Here is a 21998-nt window from a genome sequence, read left to right on the forward strand (position 1 = left end):
CGGAATTTTGAATTTTTTGACCTTTTAATTTTCAGATTTCTAACTGCAAAAGCTTCAGATCTTTCGCTTATCGATGACTTTCTTTGATTTTCCTTCCGAACGCGGCAGAAAACCGTGTTCCACAAGCTCTACATTTACCGCAAGGTTTAGCACGCTCTTTAAAGCACTTGCGATTTTCTTTTTGAGTGCCATCATGTCCGACATCTTGTCGCTGAAGGCAGACTCATGCATTTCGATCTGGACCGTCATTGAGTCCAGAGGTCCGATCCTGTCCACGATGATCATGAAATGGTTCCCGACTTCAGGGATGTTCATCAAAACCGACTCGACCTGTCCGGGGAAGACATTTATGCCACGCACGATGATCATGTCATCCGAGCGCCCGCTGATACGTGTGATCCTTGGATGGGTCCTGCCGCATTTGCAGGGCTCCGACATTTTTCTGGTAAGGTCCTTGATCTTGTAGCGGATAAGGGGATTTGCTTCTTTTGCAAGGGTGGTGATTACAAGTTCTCCTGTCTCCCCATCAGGCACAGGTTCTCCTGTTTCGGGATCCAGAATCTCTACCAGGAAGAGGTCTCCCCATATATGGATGCCGCACTGCTCCTCACATTCTGTAAAGAGGGGGCCGCTGAGTTCCGAAGTCCCATAGATATCATAGGCTTTAATCCCTGACTCATTTTCTATTCGTTTCTTGAGTTCTTCAGACCAGGGTTCAGCCCCGAAAAATCCCTTCGTTAATTTTGTGTCGTCCCTGATATTGATGCCTTCTTTCCTTGCGACTTCAATCATGTATAGAAAGTAAGAGGGAGTGCAGGCTATAGCTGTCGTGCCAAGGTCTTTCATGAGTTCAAGCTGGCGTTCGGTGTTTCCCGAACTTGTGGGGAGTACGGTTGCTCCTACTTTTTCACTTCCATAGTGGGCACCGAGCCCACCTGTAAAAAGTCCGTACCCGTAGCTTACCTGGAGGATATCATCTTTTCCCACCCCTACGGATGTTAAAGCCCTGGCCAGGGATTCTGCCCAATCATCAATGTCCTTGTGGGTATACCCGACTACCGTTGGTTTGCCCGTGGTGCCCGAAGAAGCATGGAATCGGGCGAGCTTTGAGTTCGGGACGCAAAACATTCCGGTAGGGTATGTATCTCTGAGATCCTGCTTAAAAGTAAAAGGCAACTTTCTGATATCTTCAAGAGTCCGGATGTCTTCCGGGCGAACGCCGTGTTCGTCAAACCTTTTTCTGTAAAAAGGAGAGTTCTCATACACATAATGTACGAGTTTTTTCAGTTTTTCTTCCTGTAATTTTTTCAAGTCCTCTACAGGCATTGTTTCGATTTCAGGATCCCAGTATTCTGGCATTTTTTTCACGCTCTGTGTTCTTTATATTGAGACCTTTTATTTTCAGGCCGCATCTTTCTTGACCTTCTCGTGCGTATATTTTATATAAACCTTAAGCAGGAAACCCCTGAGTCTTTAGCTCAGGGATAATTGACATCCCTTTAAGATCATGCTTTAACGATGGTATCTCTCATTTCAGACCAAATTTTCGTTTCGGAAGATCGAGGCACTATCGGGCGGATACGAACTTCCGGTAGATCTGACAATGTGAGGATTAAGTTGGATTCTCATATTAATAATAGTTGTTGTTATCAAATCAAAAAACAGACATTCTTCAGATTTAATTGAGATAGGTATTTGGAAAAATATGTCTAATTGGAAAAATACACCGAATTGGAAAAATATGTCTAATTGGAAAAATACACCGAATTGGAAAAATATGTCTAATTGGAAAAATACACTGAATTGGAAAAATATGCTGGAAAATAATAACTTTCAGGCAAGGAGAAAAATTATAATTTTCTAACCATTTTTACTATTTATTCATCTTCATTGACTTCAATTTCATCCTCAGAAATCTCTGTTGAGGTTGCTCCAAGGGAATTCTCAAGGATTTTCTTTGTCATGTCCCTGCATTTATGCAGTACTTCTTCCAGATCGGCTATTATATCTATTCCAGCTGCTCCCGAATGTCCGCCTCCTGTACCATTATATTCATTACTGATATCTTCCATCAGCTGGCCAAGGTTGACCCCGACATTTACAGCATCACGTTTAGCTCTCGCACTTACCCTGACACTTTCTCCTTTGGTAGTGCCAACAAAAGCCACATCAGCTCCGATGTTAATAAGCATGGAAGATGCTGAGCCTCCGAAAGAACTCACATGGGAAGAAGCTATAATCATATCTCCTACCCTATCGAGTTCAATCCTGCTTGCTGCTTTCAGGATAGCTATCCGCATTGAAATATCCTGAGGGGTGGCAGCCATCAGGTCAAGCACTTCCCCGTACTCAACTCCGCTAGCTTCAATGATTTTTGCCACTGTTCGGAAAGTATCAACAGATGCGTGCTTGAAATGCCCGGTATCCGTTACGATTCCTGTGAGCATGCCGATTCCTACCCTGCGGTTAATCGGAGCTCCCATTGCTTTTAAAATATCATATACTATCTCTACAGTTGAAGTCGTGTTCCTGTGCAGGTAAAATTCTGCATTCTCGGTAAGGGCAGTGGTTGTATGGTGATCAATTACACAGTAACTGGTCAACTCGATATCGTTTAGCTGCGCTTTTGTTGAAGTGTCAACCACGACAACAAAACCGTAATTCGCAGGGTCTGGCTTATCCACTACCTCTATTTCGAGCCTATCGATCAAAACCGACGCCACACGGTTGCAACCGTCTACGAGCCCGACTGTACCTCCCAGTGCCTCAGCAAGGGCAAAGGCACTGCTAACAGCGTCCGGATCTGCATTCCTGTGACACAAATACAAAATGTTTCGATAGTCAAGGAGTCGGTTAAAAAACTCCGCTTCATCAACTTGCATTGTCCACTCTGGATACCGTTTTTTATAGGTATCGAAATTCCCGGAGTTCCGGGATTTCGGCACAATCTACGTTATAGCTACAGTTCTATCCTGCATATATTTATACATATTAAAAATAAAAAGTTATTGTGCTTTGGGCCCAAGCGCCTGCTGGATCTGTTCCTGAAGCTGTTTGAAGCGGGTAGTGAGCCTTTCTTCCTGCCTGGAAATAGACTGAAGCCTGAGTGAGAGGGTTTCTTCCCTGTCTTTAAGTTTTGAAACGGATTCATCTTTGGTCGTTTTTATTACCAGTTCTCCGACATTACGGTAAATCACCGCGTCGTCAGCCAGTCTTTCTAATTCGTCAAGAGCCATTTTAGACTCTTTCTGCATAGCTTCAATTTGAGATTTCTGCATGGTCAGAGCTTGAACCTGCTGCTGTACCTGCTGAAGCTGTGCTATCTGGTTCTGGATTTGAGGAGGTAATTCTGCAGTCATATAATTTTCACCTGAGTCCTCAATAAACCTGAAGGGATTTTAATGTTTCTGTCCTTACAGCTTCCGAAAATAATCTTCGCCATCAGAAAGTGACTTAAAAGCTTCTGCCAAAAACTTAAACAATAAGTTCAACTTATATAATAACATTCCTACAATTAAATTAATGTGGATGAGGTGCGGTGGCACAAATCGTGGCGGAATGCGTCCTCGGCCAGGAGAAATGCGTTAGGAGAAATGCGTTAAACCTATTGGGACTAAAAACCTCAAAAGTCTTTCAGAATGGATAATCATAAATGGGCATTTATAATATATCATATTAAACAGATTATTTAGAAAACTGAGCGCACGCCAAACTGAACAGTTATTCATCATAATTAATTTGTGCGCATTCAGACTAACACTTCAACCAATATTCAGGATAAACCAGGATTAAGGAGATTTTCTTAAATGGAAGAAAATATGGAAAAAGGCGGAAACCTTGAAGAAATAACATCTTTTCTCGAAAAATTCACAAACGCCCACGGAATTTCCGGCTTTGAAGATGACGTCAGGAAACTGCTTGAAAAAGAGCTTGAACCCTATGTTGACAGTATGCGGGAAGATACCATGGGGAACCTGATTGCTGTTAAAGAGGGAAATGGGCCTTCTATAATGTTGGCTGCCCATATGGACGAAATTGGGTTAATGGTCAGATATATCGATGATAACGGATTCCTGCGCTTTGTCGGGATTGGGGGATGGTTTAACCAGACTCTTCTGAACCAGAGAGTCGTAGTTCACGGCAAAAAGGGCGCTATATCTGGAGTTATAGGTTCCAAACCTCCACATGTGATGAAAGATGAGGATAGGAAAAAGCCCGTGAAACTTGAGGATATGTTTATCGATATAGGAGCAAAAGACAGGGAGGATGCCGGGAATCTAGGAATCGAGATAGGTACCGCAGTTTCAATTGATCGGGAATTTGTGTCCCTGGCAAACGGGAAGGTTACCTCAAAGGCTTTTGATAATCGCGCAGGAGTTGTGATTTTAATCGAAGTCATGAAACAGCTCCACAAACGCAAAATTGAAGCAAATGTTTATGCTGTGGGCACGGTTCAGGAAGAAGTGGGGCTCAAAGGAGCAAAAACGTGTGCTTTTGGGCTCTGTCCGAATGTCGCCCTTGCCCTTGACACCACTATCCCAGGAGATCATCCGGGGATCAACAAGACCGATTCCGCCATGGAACTCGGAAAAGGGCCTGTAATAACTGTGGCAGACGCTTCGGGAAGAGGTCTTATAGCCCATCCCCGGGTTCTCAGATGGCTTCGAGAAACTGCGGATGCAAATGAGATCCCGTATCAACTGGGGGTAGGTTCTGGTGGCACCACCGATGCTACGTCAATACACCTCACAAAAGAAGGTATCCCTACAGGTACGGTTAGCATAGCTACACGCTATATTCACTCTCCTGTAGAGGTTCTGGATACGGCAGATATAGAAACTTGTGTTTCCCTCATTGTAAAGGCAATAGAAAATGTAAAAGCGTACTTCTAAGGCTCCTGAGTTTCTCTAGCTTTGCTCGTTCAAGGCTCCCGAGTTTTCTCTAGCTTTGCTCGTTCAAGGCTCCCGAGTTTTCTCTAGCTTTGCTCGTTCAAGCGGACTATTTCCAGAATTGAAGTGTTTGCGCCAAAACAGCACCAGTGAAGTCGTATCATCAGAGCTGATGCTGTGCAATATTCTTTTTGTACTCACTGTTTATGTACTCACTGTTTAGTAGGATAGGTTCCTGGTTACAATTTTTTTGTGCTCTTCATATTACTTTAAACTTTTTTTCCTCAAACAGATTAAAAAACTGAATGAATTGAAGACTCTGGCCCAAATTCCGGTTATTAATGTAATATTAAAAATCACTGGTGTTACGTCAACCATCATAGATTTTATTATTGAAGATCTGATTCTTCTTGCGAATTCAGAATCCCAATGCTGAAATGCAAAAATCACTATTGATTGAAAATTATTTGAAACGATTTACTATATATAAGTATACCTGGATGTTATACTTAAGGACATTACCAACTGAATTGAATCTTTTCGTTTCATCACCGTAATTACTTAAATCAAAAAAAAAGAAATAATATGTAAAAAAATACAATTGGATAAGATCTTTTAAGGAATTTCCACGGATGTGGAGATAATAATCGAATCTGAAGGAGGTTTTTATATCATTTGCAGGAAGGTAAAAGTCGAAGATGAAGAACAATGGAATAACGTTGTTAAAGAAAGTCTTAACGGGACCTTTTATCATACCTGGGAATGGAAAGAGGTTATAGAAAAAGGGTTAAACTCCGAAGCCTTGTCAGTAGTAGTCAAAGACGAGGAAGAAAATAAATTAATAGGGATATTTCCATTTTTTATAAGAAACCTTTTTGAAGATTACAGAATTAATAAATATTTTCCAAGTATTTCAAAGAACTTTCAAATAGGCTGTTCTCCTCATCATAAATTATATAGTTTTGGAGGTCCCTGTGTCCTCTCCAGTGATACCAATAGTGAAGAGATTTATGAGTTGATGTTTGATTTTATTGATTCGTATAGCAAAAACAAAAAAAGCTTTACTGATCATTTGATATATCCTTATCATAATTGTCTGGATTCGGCGCTAATTCAAAACGGATATACCAAGACAGGAATCAAAAAAACTGCTATAGTAAATATAGATAAGGATCCCACTGAGATATTCAAGGGGTTCAAAAAACAATTCAGTAGAGATATAAAAAAAGCTTCAAGAAAAAAGATCATTATATACGAAAGTCAGAACTATGAAGAAGATATAGACCTTTACTATAATCAATTCCAGAAACTATTAATTGACAGAATTATTGAAAGAACTAAAAATTGTTATAGAAGAGTATCATACGCCCTGGTGCCATATTCGTATTTTGAAAAACTCCGTGACATCCTTTTTCCGAAAAAAATGGCAAGATTATTCTTCGCAGAATACAATGGAGTAAAAGTTGGAGCATTAATAAACTTTTACTATAAAGACACGATATATCTGGGTCACATCTCGGTATTGAGGGGCGAATACAACAGTCTTAACGCTAATAAGCTCTTAATCTGGCACAGCATAGTTGATGGAAGGAAAAACGGCTTCAAAAATCTTGACGTAGCGGGCCTTCACCCTAATGAATCACATGGTCAATATCGGTTTAAAATGGGATTTAACGGTCAGGTCAAAGAGATTGGAGTATACAATAAGTCGTACAGATATAATGGGATTAAACATGCAAAAGCAATTGTTAATGAACTGAGGAAGCAATTGTTAATGAACTGAGGAAGCAATTGTTAATGAACTGAGGAAGCAATTGTTAATGAACTGAGGAAGCAATTGTTAATGAACTGAGGAAGCAATTGTTAATGAACTTAGAAAGGTAATGTAATCATTTTTTCAAATATTGTCCTTTGATTTTTTCATGAAAATAACAGGCATCTCCCCAAAAAGAAAGTGACCTTGTTATCAGTTTTTATTATTCTAATGGGGATTACAACAAGACCCAACTTCCTTTTTTAGATTTTTTATAAATGGAATTATAATTATATGTTTGGCCTGGTCCAAAATAGGTTTTTTGAGTGGTAAGCTTTTAAAATAAATATATTGTTAACTGGAAACTAAAAATACTATGGTCTGCCTATTGGAGAGAGGTTTCAGAGGTTCCTAGTAATTTCGGAACTATTCCGGATAAAATAGGTTTCTGAGATAAATATATGTAATATGTACATTAAAATGAGTTTTGCAAAATAGGACCCAATTATATAATATAACAACAATAACATTTTTTCCTGTTCTGTAAAGCCAATTTTATCCAAATAAAAACCAAAACTGAGGGATTGTATTATTCGAAAATATCCGCTTCCTGGATACTACTTTGAGAGACGGTGAACAAACACCTGGCGTAGCCCTGACCCGAGAGAAGAAACTCTTAATTGCCCGGGCCCTTGATGAGATGAAAGTCTCTGTAATCGAGGCTGGCTCTGCAATTACTTCCGAAGGTGAAAGGAAAGCCATTAAGGCTGTAGCGAACGAAGGGCTTACTGCCGAAATCTGCAGCTACTGCAGAATTGTAAAAATGGATGTTGACCATGCTCTTGAATGCGATGTCGATTCAATCCACCTTGTAGCTCCGGTTTCGGACCTGCACATCAGGACGAAACTCAAAAAGGACCGGGATGCAGTAAGGCAGATCGCAGCTGAAGTCACAGAGTATGCTAAAGACCACGGCCTGATTGTGGAACTGAGTGGAGAAGATGCCTCGCGTGCAGACTTTGAGTTCTTAAAAGCCATTTATGCTGACGGAATAGACGCCGGAGCTGACAGGTTGTGCTTCTGTGATACTGTAGGGCTTCTGGTGCCTGAAAAGACCACCGAAATTTTCCGGGACCTGTCTTCCTCCTTAAAAGTCCCGATAAGCATTCATTGCCACAATGACTTTGGTTTAGCAACTGCAAACACGGTTGCTGCGCTTGCGGCAGGAGCACAGCAGGCACATGTGACAATTAATGGTTTAGGGGAAAGAGCTGGAAATGCTGCTCTTGAAGAAGTTGTAATGAACCTGGAGTGGCTCTATAAATATGATACCGGTATCAAGCATGAGCAGATATATCGAATTTCGAGGCTTGTAAGTCGGCTTACTGGAATTCCCGTGTCCCCTAACAAAGCTCTTGTAGGGGGAAATGCTTTCACTCACGAAGCAGGAATTCATGTGCACGGGCTTCTGGCTGACAAGGCAACTTATGAGCCGATGAGTCCCGAATATATCGGACGGCAGCGCCAGATCGTACTTGGTAAACATGCAGGACGGAGCTCTATTACTCTTGCCCTAAAGGAAACGGGGCTTGAGGCTGATGAGGCTCAGACTGAAGAAATCTTCAACAGAGTTAAGCAGATGGGCGACAATGGGAAACATATAACCGATGCTGACCTGCAGACCATTGCAGAAACCGTGCTTGATATCTACAAGGAACCTCTGGTAAAATTAGAAGAGTTCACCATTGTATCCGGAAACCGGGTAACTCCAACCGCTTCTATAAAGCTCAATGTAAAAGACAAAAATATCATCCAGGCTGGAATCGGAAATGGACCTGTGGATGCTGTGATCAATGCTATCCGAAGAGCTGTAAGTTCCTGTGCCGAAGACATTATTCTTGAAGAGTACCATGTAGACTCAATTACCGGCGGAACTGACGCCCTTGTAGAGGTAAGGGTAAAACTCTCCAAGAACGGAAAGGTAATTACCGCAAGCGGAGCAAGAACGGACATTATAATGGCCTCTGTAGAAGCCGTAATGAACGGGATGAATCGCCTTATTCGGGTAGAGTAAGTCACAAAAGGATGCGGAACTTCAAAAGTTTCTCAGGAGGACTTTTCTGTCCTCTCTTCTTTTTCCTGTTTGAAGAAATTTTTGAAATAGAGGATCCCTGACACTCTTTAAAACCAGAAAGACCCTCATCCATATATAACATGATTGATTATGATGTATTTACTAAATTCATAATGAAAATATGTGAGTGTCCAGTTAGACCAAATCTCAAGAAATAAATAAGGAGATAAATAATGACAACCGGGTCAACAGAAAAAGTTAACGGCGCAAAGGCTCTTATAAAGTGCCTCGAAAAGGAAGGGGTTGACACTCTCTTCGGATACCCCGGAGGGCAGATCATTCCTTTCTACAACGAACTCTATGATTCAGATCTGCGCCACATACTCGTACGCCACGAACAGGCAGCGGCTCATGCTGCGGACGGGTATGCCCGTGCTACTGGAAAGACCGGGGTATGTGTTTCTACTTCAGGCCCCGGAGCAACCAATCTGGTAACAGGTATTGCTACCGCATATATGGACTCAGTTCCAATTGTAGCCTTAACCGGCCAGGTACCAAGATCCCTTATCGGAAACGACGCCTTCCAGGAAGCAGATATTACAGGCATTACTCAGCCAATTACCAAGCACAATTATCTTATACAGGACCCACAGGAAATCCCGAGGATTGTGAAAGAAGCCTTCCACATAGCGTCCACCGGAAGGCCTGGCCCGGTATTGATTGACCTTCCAAAGGATGTACAGAATATAGAGATTGATTTACAATATCCTGACAAGGTACAGCTTAGAGGCTATAAGCCCACTTACAAAGGTAATACTCAGCAGATAAAACGAGCAGCTGAAGAAATTGCAAACTCCTGCAGGCCTATAATCTACGCAGGAGGGGGAGTAATAAGTTCGAACGCGAGTGCAGAACTCGTTGAGCTTGCTGAGACTATCATGGCTCCGGTTACCACCACTCTTATGGGGATAAGCTCTATTCCGACCGAACATCCCCTCTATGTAGGAATGCTGGGGATGCACGGGTGCAAATACGCTAACTATGCAGTTCAGGAGTCTGATCTTATCATTGCTGTGGGAGCAAGGTTTGATGACCGTGTGACCGGTAAAATCGAGTCTTTTGCTCCCAACGCCAGGATTATCCATATTGATGTTGATCCAGCCGAGATCTCCAAGAATGTAATAGTTCATGTCCCTATTGTCGGGGACGCAAAACAGGTACTCAAATCCCTGATTAAATATATCCAGCGCTGTAATTCCGCAGAATGGATTGAAAAGATAAACTATTGGAAGAAGGAATATCCTCTTGGCTACAGTCAGATTTCTCCAGATGTGGTAATGCCTCAGTTTGTTGTCAAGCAGATATCCGAAGCTTGTAAGGACGCAATCATAGTCACTGAAGTTGGGCAGCACCAGATGTGGGCAGCTCAGTTCTTCAAATATAGCACGCCTCGGACCTTCCTTACGTCAGGTGGGCTTGGCACAATGGGATACGGGCTCCCTGCAGCCATGGGGGCCAAGGTTGGAAAGCCGGATAAGACCGTTATCAATATCGCAGGGGATGGCTCTTTCCAGATGAACTCTCAGGAGCTCGCGACTCTGGTTCAGAACGATATTCCGGTTGTTTCCGTGATCCTGAATAACGGTTATCTGGGCATGGTCAGGCAGTGGCAGGAACTCTTCTATGACCGGAGGTATTCCTGTACCTGTATTAAGGGCAGTGTTGACTTCGTAAAGCTTGCCGAAGCCTACGGGGCTCTAGGGCTGCGCGCAGAAAAACCGTCTGAAGTCAGACCTGCAATCGAAGAAGCGGTCAGGTCCGGCAGGCCGGCTATTGTTGACGTGATTGTTGAATGTGAAGCAAATGTCTACCCTATGGTGCCGGCAGGAGCTGCTATTAACGAGATTATTGACACGGAGGAACACTGATGAAACACACGCTTGCAATCCTTGTGGAAAATAAGGCAGGTGTGCTCTCCAGAGTGGCTTCGCTGTTCTCAAGGCGCGGATACAATATCGACAGCCTGGCTGTGGGAGTTACCGAAGACCCTGATATTTCGAGAATCACCATTGTGGTTCATGGGGATGACCATGTGCTCGAACAGGTAACAAAACAGCTCAACAAGCTCATAGATGTTATTAAGGTCTCGGATATCGGAGGCGATGATGCGGTTGAGCGGGAACTTGCCCTTATTAAGGTCACAGCTGATGCGAGCACAAGGGCAGAAATTATCCAGATTGCAAATATCTTCAGAGCCCGGATAGTGGATGTTGCCCCGAAGTCCATGACTGTTGAGGTAACAGGGGACGAAGACAAGATCCAGGCAATCGAGAAACTTCTCCGCCAGTTCGGGATCAAGGAACTGGTCAGGACAGGCAAGATTGCAATTGTGCGTGGGTCAAAGAAGGTTTAAATATTAAGGGCAGGTAAAGAGAGGTGGCTGCTCAATTATTTTTTTCACAGATTGGGGCAACTGGAAGCCTTTTTTATTTAAAAAGGTTTCTTATATACTTTCTGGGTTTCTGGCTTCTCTTTACACTTTAGACGGCTGTACGGGCCCAGAAATGGTAACTTTTTGAAAATCAGTTTAATTTTCAGGGAAATGTGCGTGTTTAAATTAATACACTCCCCGAATATTGCAGGAAATTTTCATTGAATAATTAAGGAATCTAAAATTTAATCAGTAAAATCAATCCGAAGAATTAATTAGTAAAATCAATCTGAAGAATTAATTAGTAAAATCAATCAGGAGAATTTAGTAATGGCAACGATAATTTATGATGACGAAACCACTTTTGATGCACTTAAAGATAAAACAATCGCAGTAATGGGCTACGGAAGCCAGGGCCACGCGCATGCCAGAAATCTGCATGAGTCCGGGCTCAATGTTGTGGTTGGGCTCAGGAAAAGCAGTTCCAGCTGGGCAAAAGCCGAGTCCGACGGCCTGAAGGTTATGACTGTTGAAGACGCTGCAAAAGCTGCAGACGTTATCATGATCCTCCTCCCGGATGAGAAGCAATCATCTGTTTACTATTCTCAGATTGAGCCTAACCTGAAAGCCGGCAATGCCCTTGTTTTTGCCCACGGGTTCAATATCCACTACAACCAGATAGTGCCTCCAAAAGATGTGGACGTCTTCATGGTCGCCCCCAAAGGTCCTGGACACATTGTCAGGAGAACCTATACAGAAGGCATCGGGGTGCCGGGCCTGATTGCTGTCTATCAGGACGCAACCGGAACAGCAAGGGACCTTGCTCTCTCTTATGCCAAGGGTATCGGTGCAACCAGGGCAGGAGTTTACGAAACCACTTTCCGTGAAGAAACCGAAACAGACCTTTTCGGAGAACAGGTCGACCTCTGCGGAGGGCTTTCCGCGCTTATCAAGACAGCTTTTGAGGTGCTTGTGGAAGCCGGGTACCAGCCTGAAATGGCGTACTTCGAAACCTGCCATGAAGTTAAGCTCATTGTGGACCTGATTTACGAAGGTGGTCTTGAGAGAATGTGGCACTCCGTCTCCAACACCGCAGAATACGGCGGTATGACTGTGGGCCCGAGGGTCATCAATGAAGAATCCCGTGAAGCCATGTACGAGGCTCTTGAGAGAATCCAGAATGGCGAGTTTGCAAAGGAATTCGTCCTTGAAGGCATGGTTAACCACCCCGTACTCAAAGCCATGGAACGCCAGGAAAATGAACACCCGCTTGAGATTGTCGGCAAGGAAATCCGGGCAAACATCCCCTGGCTCAACAAGAAGATTGATGACGACTGAGCTTTAAGTTGCTTTTTTTAGTTTCAGGCCAGGCCAGTTAGACAGCCTGGCAACTTATTTTTTCTGGACTTTTTTCTGGACTTTTTTCTGACTGGCGGTCCTTCATTTTCCGCTATTCTGATATCCGGAGCTGGAAGCTTTAAATCCTTCTTTCTCACGCCATGTTGAGTCTTAGCCGGCCTGCCAATCAGATAAAAGTTACCCATAAACGACGCCGTAATTAAGAGGTATATATCCAAAAACAGCTCCAGACCAAGAGAATAATTTCATTTTTCCCAAAATTAATTTATCCCCGAAATTAATTTATGGCTTTTTTTAGGGTTGTATACAGGTAATTGCTGCCTGCTTGCCGGTAACGTTTAATAACTTGATTCCAATCTTTTAACAGAAAGATACTAAATCTGAAATTGAAAATTCAATTAGGAGGGAAAATATGCCAGTAACAGGAGAAAGTAAAGTCATTGATACCATTCTCAACAGAAGGAGTGTCCGGGAGTTTACGGACAAACCCATCAGCAAGGACGAAATTAACATAATCCTGAATGCAGGTCGTTGGGCTCCTTCCGGGTTGAATAACCAGCCCTGGCGCTTTATAGTTGTCCGGGAAAAGGGAACCATTATGCAGCTTTCGGAATGCACTCATTATACGAAAGTGGTTGTGGGCGCACCGCTTCTGATTGCTGTCTATCTGGATACGGAAAATTCTTATTCTCACACTAAAGACGTCCAGGCAATCGGTGCCGCCATCCAGAACATGCTTCTTGCCTGCTGTGAACTCGGCCTGGGCGCGGTCTGGCTGGGGGAGATATTAAAACAGAATGAGAAGGTCAATTCAATTCTTGAGTGCCCCTCAAAACTCGAACTCATGGCTGTGCTGGCTATCGGGGAGCCAGTCCCAAAAGAGAGAACTTCTACACGGAAAGCCCTTTCGGAACTTGTTTTTGAAGACAGATACAGGCAGAAATGGGGAGAATAAGCTCCTGAATTCAAAGTTCCTGAAGTGAACACAAAATTCGGAAATTTTAAATTAACCTGTCGGAAGTTTATTTTGATAAACTTTCTTTAAAATAATATTTATAATATGATTGAGGATTAGATTTATAATCTATTTAGCACTATTACCAGCCAGTTAACTGATCACCGTTTTATATATCAGTTAACCGAACATAATTTTTTCACAATGAAGGTCTGTGGTGTAGCGGATATCATTGGAGCCTCCGGAGCTTCGTACCTGGGTTCGATTCCCAGCAGACCTGTTCCTGTATTTTTCTGCTGAGCTTCTATATATTCATAGTGGACTTTTATTTTGAGTTCATATTCTGGAAGCTTTTCAGAATATATTTATATCTACGGGCATAAAATATAATAAGAGAACTGAAGTAAATATATAAACAATAAAAATTTGGAAGGTTTGCAGCATGGCTCGCGGATTAAATCGTCGTTTTCTACGTGTAGGAAGAAATAGATTATCTATAGTTCAGTTAATTTTTATAGCAATAATATTGTACTTTCTGCTCAGATTCCTGCTTCCACTTGTGTGGACGCTCTTTTTGATTGTAGCTTTGATTGTGCTGTTGAAGATAGTTGTGGGAAGTCTTTGATTTCAAGCCAATCTAGAGTTTTTAATGATGGGTAGTTTACAAATTTGGTAAAAAATGAATATTCTGATGTAAGCTATTTTTTGTGTTGAAAAAATATGGAAAGAAAGAGACACTGAATATATTTTTCAGACCTCTGTTTTTTCCTTTTCTATCTTATTTTTTTCTTAAATACTCATCAATTGCCTTTGCAGCTTTCTTTCCTGCGCCCATTGCACTGATTACGGTCGCTGCGCCTGTTACCACATCTCCACCTGCAAAGACTCCGCATTTGGAGGTTGCTCCGGTTTCGTCATCAGCAACAACAGTGCCCCTCCTGTTCTGTTCAAGGCCTTCTGAGCCTTTGAAAATGATCGGGTTCGGAGAGGTGCCTATAGCGATAACCACAACTTCTGCAGGGACAAGAAATTCCGAGCCTTCTACGGGGGCAGGGCTTCTTCTGCCGGACTTGTCAGGTTCTCCAAGTTCCATTTTTATGCACTCGACGCCTGTAACATTGAACTTTTCGTCTCCAAGGATGCGGACAGGGTTTGTAAGGAACCTGAAGATTATACCTTCTTCTTTGGCGTGCTCAACTTCTTCCCGGCGGGCGGGCATTTCTTCTTCTCCTCGGCGGTAGACTATATTTACTTCTTCTGCGCCTAGGCGGAGAGCAGAGCGGGCGGCATCCATTGCTACGTTTCCACCTCCTACAACCACAACCTGCTTCCCACACCTTACTCTTGTGTCGTATTCAGGGTCATAGGCTTTCATGAGGTTTACACGGGTCAGGAATTCATTTGCGGAATATACGCCGCTTAAGTTTTCCCCTTCGATTCCCATAAAGTTAGGGAGCCCTGCGCCTGTGCCCAAAAAGACCGCATCAAACTCTTCGCAGAGTTCGTCTAAGGTCTTTATCCTGCCAATTACATAATTGGGCTTTACCTCTACCCCAAGCTTTTCGATGTACTCTACTTCCTGCCGCACAATTTCCTTTGGCAGCCTGAACTCGGGGATGCCGTAACTCAGGACTCCTCCGGCTTTGTGCAGAGACTCAAAGATTGTGACTTTGTGGCCAAGTTTTGCGAGGTCTGCTGCGGCAGTAAGGCTTGCAGGCCCGGAACCCACAACTGCTACCTTTTTGCCAGTTGGAGGCATAGTCCCAGGAGCCTTCATGCCTTTTTCGCGCTCATAATCTGCGCAGAAACGCTCAAGCCTTCCGATTGCAACGGGCTGCCCTTTTTTGCCTAGCACACAGAGGGCTTCACACTGGGTCTCCTGGGGGCAGACACGCCCGCAGATGGCAGGGAGAGCGTTTGTGGTTTTTATTTTCTCGATTGCTCCTTCAAAATCTTCCTCACAGACCAGCTTGATAAAGCCAGGGATATCCACATTCACAGGGCAGCCCTCAACACATTTTGGGTCCTTGCAGGAGAGGCATCTGGAAGCTTCGGCAAGGGCATCCTCTTTCGTGTAGCCGAGGGTTACTTCATTAAAGTTCTTCCTGCGCTCGTCAGCAGGCTGCTCTGGCATCGGGGTCCTTTCTTTCTTTGCTTTTTCTGTCTTTTTTTCCTGTAATCCACACATGTTTTATCCCCTCCTTCTCAGTGCAGTCCGCATCTGCATTTCTCTTCGTATTTTTCCACAGCTTCTGCCTCTTCGCCGCGGTACATTGCAAGCCTGTTCATGAGCTGGACAAAGTCTACTTTTCGGGCGTCAAATTCAGGACCGTCAACGCACGTAAACTTCGTTTCTCCGCCGACAGTAACTCTGCAACCTCCGCACATCCCGGTCCCGTCTACCATTATGGAATTAAGACTGACAAGGATTTCCACATCATAGGGGGAAGCAACCCCTGCCCCCACTTTCATCATGATTGGCGGGCCTATAATTACAACCCTTGCAACCTTTTCGCCGCTGTCCAGAATCTTTTTCATGATATCGGTCACAAACCCGTGGTGCCCTTTTGACCCGTCATCGGTTGCTATGTACAGTTCGGAACTGGCTTCCTCCATTTCTTTTTCCAGAATCAGGAGGTCCTTGTTCCGGGCTCCTATAATTGTAATTACCCGGTTGCCTGCACTCGTATAAGCCTTTGCCTGAGGGTAGATTGGGGCAACTCCTACCCCTCCTCCTACAAGAATTACAGTGCCAAGCTGTCTTATGTCGGCAGGGGTTCCGAGGGGCCCGACAAAATCCTCAAGGGAATCGCCTGCAGAAAGCTTTGCAAGCTGTTTTGTGGTCTTGCCCATTTCTTGAAAAATAACAGTAACCGTGCCTGTCTCTCTCTCAAAATCCGCAATTGTAAGAGGAACTCTTTCCCCCCTTTCATCAATCCTGAGGATTATGAACTGTCCGGCTTTCGCAGCCTTTGCCACATCAGGGGCATCTATTACCATTCTGTGCACCGATGGGGCAATCTCTTCCTTTTCCAGTATTCTATATGCCATGAGATCACATTTTCCTGAGTAAAAGCATATCTTCTGAACAAATGATAGGGTAAATTTAAATGTAACTGAGCTTTGTGCAGGTTCCTGTCCTTTTGCCTTTCCGCATGGACGTTCCCCTTATAATGATTAATGGAATATATATTCTCCCAAATAATTTTAATTATTCTACCTGTTTTGCCCTATTTTTTTAGTGAATTTATAAACGCCTGTTTTTTTGACTTCCTATTTAAAAATGAACAACATTTTTTCAGGTTCTTTTGTCCTTTTTACAAAAATTTAATAAATCTGGTGAGTGTAATAAAATTAGGGGTAAATTTCCCAAATTTACTTTATCCGGGAATAGTAGAAAGGAGGATGGAGAGAAAAAGAAGTCAGGGATCTAAAAGAGAACCATCCGGTTCGAAGGCAAATAAAGAAATATTAATCAAGAGATTGTTTGTTCGCCGCGACGGGATCTGGTAATCTGTCTTAAAATCCCATAGATCGAGGATTGTTGAAAATGCAATCTGATGAGGCCTGAAAAACTGGGAATCTTTCAAAGGTTAACCGAGTCCTGGGACATTGGATTGAAACCTGAGGTATAAGTATTATTTTTAAAGGCGTAAACTGATTAGGGGAATTAATCTATGCCAGAACATAAGAAAAAACCTATAGTAAGTTGCGAAAAATACGATGAGGAAGAGAGAAAGGCGCTTATTGAGGAAGAAAAGACAGAAGTAGAAGAAGCTAAAGTTGAGCCTATACACCCCTCTGAACAGAGAGGAGGTAAAAAGAAAGGTCTGCTTGACACGTGCAAATGAGCAGGTCTTTACTTTTATTTTTATTTTTATTTTTTTCTTCTGACTACTCTTTCCCTAAACGCCTTTTAGCTTCAGATCTTCTTTTAGCTTCAGATCTTCTTTTAGTTTCAGATCTTCTTTTAGCTTCAGATCTTCTTTTAGTTTCAGATCTTCTTTTAGCTTCAAATTTATTATTTCTCATCAGGTAAATTTTATCATAAATATTATATGCATATATGCCCATATATCCATATAACAATGCTTGATAGTAAAGTAAAGTTATTTAAAGCTCTCGGAGATGAGACCCGGCTTACTATCCTTTCTTACCTGCTGGAGCATAGTTACTGTGCCTGTGATTTCTCTTCCCTAACGAAAAAGGACCAGACAACGGTTTCAAAGCACCTGAAGGTTCTTGTCGAAGCTGGAATTTTAAAATACGAAAGACAGGGACGAAATATCATCTACAGCATCAAAAACGAGGAGATCGAGTGTTTGCTTGTATCTCTTGGAATCATGGATATAAAGTCCTGCTGTGATGAGCAACAAGTTTCCAGAGTTTGTCATACCGATAAAACTGAAAACAGAATTCACAATATTATTAATGAGAGAACTGATTATCGAGATGAAAACAAAGCTAAGAACAAAACGAAACTAAATCTTGAGATCAAAAATGAAGATGTGAACAATAAGGAACGGGGTAAATGAATGGATGCCGCTGAAAAAAAAGAAGTTATCAAAAAGAAGTATCAGGAAATTGCAACTTTAGGGGGTTCCTGCTGTTCTGGCGGTGGATGCTGCGGGGATTCGAGTTCAGCAGACTTGTCTAAATCTCTTGGCTATTCGGAAGAGGATGTCCAGGCTGTTCCGAATGCAAACCTGGGTCTTGGCTGTGGTAATCCTGCAGCTTTTGCAGAACTGAAACCTGGGGATACTGTCCTGGATCTGGGCTCGGGTGCGGGATTTGATTGTTTCCTTGCTGCACAGAGAGTCGGAAGCTCGGGAAAGGTTATTGGGGTCGATATGACTCCTGAAATGGTTGAAAAAGCTCAGGTTAACGCCCTACAATATGGATATTTAAATGTTGAATTCCGCCAGGGGGATATTGAAGCACTTCCGATTGATGATCGCTCGGTGGATGTTATTATCAGCAACTGTGTGATTAACCTCGCGCCGGATAAAGAAAAGGTTTTCAGGGAAGCTTTCCGGGTGCTGAAGCCAGAAGGCAGGATGTATGTTTCGGATATGGTCCTCCTGGCTGAGCTACCCGAAGATCTTAAAAACAACAAAGACCTGCTTGCAGGCTGTGTTGCCGGAGCTGTGTTAAAAAAGGAGTATCTGGGCCTTTTAAAAAAAGCAGGGTTCTCGGTTAAAACTCTGGCTGAAGATTTGGATATAAGTAAAAGGCAGTATGGAGGTCTTCCAGTCGAAAGCCTGAAATTAAAGGCTTGGATATGAAAAGAATTTAATGGAGACCCGGGTATGAAAATAATTTAATGGGGGGGACTTTGTCGGCAGATTACTCAGAAACTATGATTCAATAAGTATATCCCTCAATCTATTTATATTACTATTCAATTATTATTTTTTAATGTTATGGTATTTTAGATCCGGGATTCTAAGTCTTATCTTCTGAATACAGGGGCCCTCCTGAATATGGGGAACAGGGTGATAGGGGTCGGTCTCTTTGAGGTGATATTACTGAAAATCATAAGATCCGTAAAAATCTGTTTTGCAATAGGTTTTTTACTTTTGTTGCTCAGCTCAGGCTCTGCGGGTGCCAGACGAATCACTGTGGGGAGTGACGGTAATAAGGACTTTCCCTCTATTCAGGAGGCCGTGAATGCAGCCGAGGCTGGAGATACGGTTTATGTGTATAATGGACTTTATACTGAGAACATATATCTTGACAAAGAAATTTCTGTTCGTTCAATCTCTGGAAAGCCTGAAAAAAATATTGTAACTGCAAAAAATCCTCATGATCATGTATTTCATGTAATTGCAAATAACGTAACTATAAGTGGTTTTTCCATAAATGGCGCTAATGATACTCAGAAAGCTGGCATTTATCTGGAGGATACGCATGGAATTATGATAAGCAACAATAATCTTTCCAGTAATCGCCTGGGAATTTATCTCGAATCTTCTGCTACCAATATGTTGAATCTAAATGATGTTTCTGGGAATGAGGTAGGAATTTTCCTGAAATTTTCGAAAGATAATTGGGTTATCAACAACAGGGTGAAAATGAACAGTCTGGATGGCATTTTGCTTGAAGCTTCAGACGAAAACCGTGTTATTGGAAATCTCCTTCATTACAATACCGAGTATGGCTTTATGCTCTCAAATAGCAGTAGAAACCTCATTTATAATAACTTCTTTCAAAACACTGTAAATATCGGTTATGAAGGTATTAACTCAGAGAATACCTGGAATATAACTCGGGAGAGAGGAATAAATATTGCGGGGGGTTCTTATATCGGTGGAAACTATTGGACTGATCCTCAAAGCACAGCCATGTGTGTTATTGAAGATCTGGATGATGATGGATTCTGCGATGCTTCATATGACCTGGGAGAAGGTAATATCGATTATATGCCTCTTATACTTCGCCCTCCACTTTTCCAAAACAATGAACGTTCCCTTACGGTTTCTCTTTTGGGATTTGCCTTATTTGTATTCGCTCTCGGAATATTTATCATAAAAAGAGTAATGGGTTGGGGAGGAAGCGATTTTTACGAAGATAATAAGTGAAATACAGTAAAAACAAGTGAACTACAGTGAACTTTTAAATGGGTAACAAATGGCCCCAGTGAATCGGACTTTGTTAATCGGATTCATTGAACCGGACTTATTGAACCGGATTCATTGAACCGGATTCATTGAACCGGACTTATTGAACCGGACATATTGAACCGGACATATTGAACCGGACATATTGAACCGGACATATTGAACCGGACTTATTGAACCGGACTTATTGAACCCGGAAAACTATAATTTCTCACTTTTTTATTCTCAGCTTCCCCGGGCAAAGTTTATTTAACAACTGTTTTTAATATATTGCTTGAATAATCACTTTTTCAAGTATGTAGTATGTATGATCTGGTTATTTCAACAAAATTGTTTCAAAAATTCCATTACTTCAAAACAGTCCATGCATTTATATTGAGTGGGCTCTACTTAGATCAGATGTATTTTACCAACACCTAAAGGAGATGACAGGATTAAGTCGATAATTCTTGCAGGTGGCTCAGGGACGAGACTCTGGCCTCTCAGCCGGGAAATGTATCCCAAACAATTTTTAAAATTCGGTGAGACCTCACTTTTTCAGGAAACAGTGCTTCGATGTTTTGAGGTTTCAGATATTTCTGAGATTTTTGTGGTAACGAACGAAGCCCAGAAATTTTTCGTGATCGGACAGATCAAGGAAATGGGATACTCAATTCCTCCTGAGAATGTCCTGATCGAGCCCGAAGGCAAGAACACACTTCCTGCAATCTTCTTTGGAATGAAAGAGATTGATAGAAAATTCGGGAATTCAATCGTAGGGGTATTTTCCTCCGATCATGTGCTTGACAGAGCTGCAATGGCAACGATTTCTTCAGCTGAAAAGCTGGCTTCGGATTATCTGGTCACTTTCGGGGTTATTCCTACACTCCCTCATACAGGATACGGTTACATTAAAGCTTCAGAGTCCTGCGAGCCTGGTTACAAGGTTTCGGAATTCCGAGAAAAGCCTGATTTTGAAACCGCACAAATATACATTGAAGAAGGCTGTCTCTGGAATAGCGGGATGTTCCTTTTTGAGACGCAGCTTTTCTTTGAAGAAGTCAAAAAACACGCGCCTTCGGTTTTTGCCTGCTTTGAGAAAGGGGGCAGTATTAATGACATTTATGCATGTGTGGATAAGGTTTCCATTGATTACGGCATAATGGAAAAGTCTGATAGAGTTGCTGTCGTAAAGCTGGACCAGAAATGGAGTGACCTTGGAAACTTTGCGGCAATTTATGACGAGCTGGAAAAGGATTCAGTAGGAAACGTGATCCATGAATGTGACTCCATGCTTCTCAACTCAGACGGCAACCTAGTGTATTCGAAATGTGGCAAAATCGTTTCCCTGATTGATATTAAGGATATGGTTATTGTTGACACGAGTGATGCTCTGTTAATATGTCCCAAATCCAGCAGCCAGAAAGTAAAGGAAATAGTCACCGACCTGAAGGGCAGGAACGATGAAAGAGCATTTATCGGGCAAACAGTCTACCGCCCCTGGGGTTCATATACACTCCTTGATGCTTCTCCCGGTCATAAAATAAAAAATATTACTGTGCTTTCTGATCATAAGTTAAGCCTGCAATTGCACTACCACAGGAGTGAACACTGGGTGGTTGTAAAAGGCATGGCCTGCGTGGAAGTGGATGGAGATCAGTTTTTCCTGAGGCCTGGGGAAAGCACATTTATCAGAGCCGGACAAAAGCACAGGTTATCGAATCCGGGGAAGGTTCCGCTGGAGATTATTGAGGTACAGTTAGGAGAGCTTGTGGACGAAGGGGACATTGTCAGGTTTGATGATGTTTATGGGAGAAGCTGATAAGAGGCTATTAGCATAAACGTTAGTGTCTGGAGAGATGGACTGGTTAAAATAGGAGTAAATTACACGAGCCTGGAATCGTGTGATCCATCCTCCAACTAAACTTTTAACAATGA

Annotated in this window: 18 protein-coding genes and 1 tRNA gene; 13 read left to right on the top strand and 6 right to left on the bottom strand. The window is 42.5% G+C overall.

Going from position 1 to position 21998, the window contains the following annotated elements:
* Positions 1–54: 54 nt before the first annotated feature.
* The 3 genes from MSWH1_RS04235 to MSWH1_RS04245 form a co-directional block, all read right to left on the bottom strand.
* Positions 55–1359, bottom strand: coding sequence for a phenylacetate--CoA ligase family protein (locus MSWH1_RS04235; RefSeq protein WP_048126390.1), 1305 nt, complete (start codon positions 1357–1359; stop codon positions 55–57).
* A gap of 518 nt (positions 1360–1877) precedes the next feature.
* Positions 1878–2882 carry a bifunctional oligoribonuclease/PAP phosphatase NrnA gene (locus MSWH1_RS04240; protein WP_048130220.1) on the bottom strand — a complete coding sequence of 335 codons (1005 nt, stop codon included), beginning with the start codon at positions 2880–2882 and terminating at the stop codon, positions 1878–1880.
* A gap of 123 nt (positions 2883–3005) precedes the next feature.
* Complete coding sequence (locus tag MSWH1_RS04245; RefSeq protein ID WP_048126392.1) at positions 3006–3359, bottom strand: prefoldin subunit beta; 354 nt, start codon at positions 3357–3359, stop codon at positions 3006–3008.
* Positions 3360–3806: 447 nt separating this feature from the next.
* On the opposite strand from MSWH1_RS04245, the gene MSWH1_RS04250 reads away from it, so the two are divergent.
* From MSWH1_RS04250 to MSWH1_RS04290, 8 genes are all read left to right on the top strand, one after another.
* Entirely contained in the window at positions 3807–4892 is a 1086-nt protein-coding gene (locus MSWH1_RS04250) for a M42 family metallopeptidase (RefSeq protein WP_048126395.1), read from the top strand.
* Positions 4893–5523: 631 nt separating this feature from the next.
* Positions 5524–6672: a GNAT family N-acetyltransferase gene (locus tag MSWH1_RS04255; RefSeq protein WP_048126397.1), complete on the top strand. Its 1149-nt coding sequence runs from the start codon at positions 5524–5526 to the stop codon at positions 6670–6672.
* A 553-nt stretch (positions 6673–7225) separates the two neighbouring features.
* Positions 7226–8716: a (R)-citramalate synthase gene (locus MSWH1_RS04260; RefSeq protein ID WP_197074059.1), complete on the top strand. Its 1491-nt coding sequence runs from the start codon at positions 7226–7228 to the stop codon at positions 8714–8716.
* A gap of 233 nt (positions 8717–8949) precedes the next feature.
* A complete protein-coding gene (locus tag MSWH1_RS04265; RefSeq protein ID WP_048126401.1) occupies positions 8950–10644 on the top strand; it encodes an acetolactate synthase large subunit in 1695 nt (564 codons plus the stop codon).
* On the top strand, positions 10644–11129 hold the full coding sequence (gene ilvN, locus MSWH1_RS04270) for an acetolactate synthase small subunit (RefSeq protein WP_048126404.1): 486 nt from the start codon (positions 10644–10646) through the stop codon (positions 11127–11129). Before MSWH1_RS04265 ends, ilvN begins: the two co-directional genes overlap by 1 nt.
* A gap of 348 nt (positions 11130–11477) precedes the next feature.
* Entirely contained in the window at positions 11478–12485 is a 1008-nt protein-coding gene (gene ilvC / locus MSWH1_RS04275; protein WP_048126406.1) for a ketol-acid reductoisomerase, read from the top strand.
* A gap of 433 nt (positions 12486–12918) precedes the next feature.
* On the top strand, positions 12919–13461 hold the full coding sequence (locus MSWH1_RS04285; RefSeq protein ID WP_048126409.1) for a nitroreductase: 543 nt from the start codon (positions 12919–12921) through the stop codon (positions 13459–13461).
* Between the two features lie 208 nt (positions 13462–13669).
* Positions 13670–13741 (top strand) — tRNA-Arg (locus MSWH1_RS04290).
* 498 nt (positions 13742–14239) lie between these two features.
* Here MSWH1_RS04290 and gltA read toward each other — a convergent pair.
* On the bottom strand, positions 14240–15649 hold the full coding sequence (gene gltA, locus MSWH1_RS04295; protein ID WP_048126411.1) for an NADPH-dependent glutamate synthase: 1410 nt from the start codon (positions 15647–15649) through the stop codon (positions 14240–14242).
* 17 nt (positions 15650–15666) lie between these two features.
* On the bottom strand, positions 15667–16512 hold the full coding sequence (locus MSWH1_RS04300; RefSeq protein WP_048126413.1) for a sulfide/dihydroorotate dehydrogenase-like FAD/NAD-binding protein: 846 nt from the start codon (positions 16510–16512) through the stop codon (positions 15667–15669).
* A 626-nt stretch (positions 16513–17138) separates the two neighbouring features.
* Between MSWH1_RS04300 and MSWH1_RS18795 the strand changes: the two genes are divergently transcribed.
* A complete protein-coding gene (locus MSWH1_RS18795; protein ID WP_156148068.1) occupies positions 17139–17312 on the top strand; it encodes a hypothetical protein in 174 nt (57 codons plus the stop codon).
* Between the two features lie 43 nt (positions 17313–17355).
* Here the strand turns inward: MSWH1_RS18795 and MSWH1_RS18800 are convergent, their stop codons facing one another.
* Positions 17356–17535: a hypothetical protein gene (locus tag MSWH1_RS18800; RefSeq protein ID WP_197074023.1), complete on the bottom strand. Its 180-nt coding sequence runs from the start codon at positions 17533–17535 to the stop codon at positions 17356–17358.
* 14 nt (positions 17536–17549) lie between these two features.
* Here MSWH1_RS18800 and MSWH1_RS04310 point away from each other — a divergent pair, with 14 nt between their 5' ends.
* From MSWH1_RS04310 to MSWH1_RS04325, 4 genes are all read left to right on the top strand, one after another.
* Positions 17550–17996, top strand: a complete 447-nt coding sequence (locus MSWH1_RS04310; RefSeq protein ID WP_048130221.1) for a helix-turn-helix transcriptional regulator — start codon at positions 17550–17552, stop codon at positions 17994–17996.
* Complete coding sequence (locus MSWH1_RS04315; protein ID WP_048126417.1) at positions 17997–18746, top strand: arsenite methyltransferase; 750 nt, start codon at positions 17997–17999, stop codon at positions 18744–18746.
* Between the two features lie 381 nt (positions 18747–19127).
* A complete protein-coding gene (locus MSWH1_RS04320; RefSeq protein ID WP_197074616.1) occupies positions 19128–20042 on the top strand; it encodes a NosD domain-containing protein in 915 nt (304 codons plus the stop codon).
* A 472-nt stretch (positions 20043–20514) separates the two neighbouring features.
* Entirely contained in the window at positions 20515–21882 is a 1368-nt protein-coding gene (locus tag MSWH1_RS04325) for a mannose-1-phosphate guanylyltransferase/mannose-6-phosphate isomerase (protein WP_048126424.1), read from the top strand.
* The last annotated feature ends 116 nt before the right edge of the window (positions 21883–21998 follow it).

Origin of the sequence: Methanosarcina sp. WH1 (assembly GCF_000970005.1) — an archaeon.
GTDB lineage: Archaea > Halobacteriota > Methanosarcinia > Methanosarcinales > Methanosarcinaceae > Methanosarcina.

Coding starts and splice junctions, on each gene's coding strand:
- MSWH1_RS04235 (WP_048126390.1), bottom strand. CDS start 1,359: ATGCCAGAATACTGGGATCCTGAAATCGAAACAATGCCTGTAGAGGAC.
- MSWH1_RS04240 (WP_048130220.1), bottom strand. CDS start 2,882: ATGCAAGTTGATGAAGCGGAGTTTTTTAACCGACTCCTTGACTATCGA.
- MSWH1_RS04245 (WP_048126392.1), bottom strand. CDS start 3,359: ATGACTGCAGAATTACCTCCTCAAATCCAGAACCAGATAGCACAGCTT.
- MSWH1_RS04250 (WP_048126395.1), top strand. CDS start 3,807: ATGGAAGAAAATATGGAAAAAGGCGGAAACCTTGAAGAAATAACATCT.
- MSWH1_RS04265 (WP_048126401.1), top strand. CDS start 8,950: ATGACAACCGGGTCAACAGAAAAAGTTAACGGCGCAAAGGCTCTTATA.
- ilvN (WP_048126404.1), top strand. CDS start 10,644: ATGAAACACACGCTTGCAATCCTTGTGGAAAATAAGGCAGGTGTGCTC.
- ilvC (WP_048126406.1), top strand. CDS start 11,478: ATGGCAACGATAATTTATGATGACGAAACCACTTTTGATGCACTTAAA.
- MSWH1_RS04285 (WP_048126409.1), top strand. CDS start 12,919: ATGCCAGTAACAGGAGAAAGTAAAGTCATTGATACCATTCTCAACAGA.
- gltA (WP_048126411.1), bottom strand. CDS start 15,649: ATGTGTGGATTACAGGAAAAAAAGACAGAAAAAGCAAAGAAAGAAAGG.
- MSWH1_RS04300 (WP_048126413.1), bottom strand. CDS start 16,512: ATGGCATATAGAATACTGGAAAAGGAAGAGATTGCCCCATCGGTGCAC.
- MSWH1_RS18795 (WP_156148068.1), top strand. CDS start 17,139: ATGCCAGAACATAAGAAAAAACCTATAGTAAGTTGCGAAAAATACGAT.
- MSWH1_RS18800 (WP_197074023.1), bottom strand. CDS start 17,535: ATGGGCATATATGCATATAATATTTATGATAAAATTTACCTGATGAGA.
- MSWH1_RS04310 (WP_048130221.1), top strand. CDS start 17,550: ATGCTTGATAGTAAAGTAAAGTTATTTAAAGCTCTCGGAGATGAGACC.
- MSWH1_RS04315 (WP_048126417.1), top strand. CDS start 17,997: ATGGATGCCGCTGAAAAAAAAGAAGTTATCAAAAAGAAGTATCAGGAA.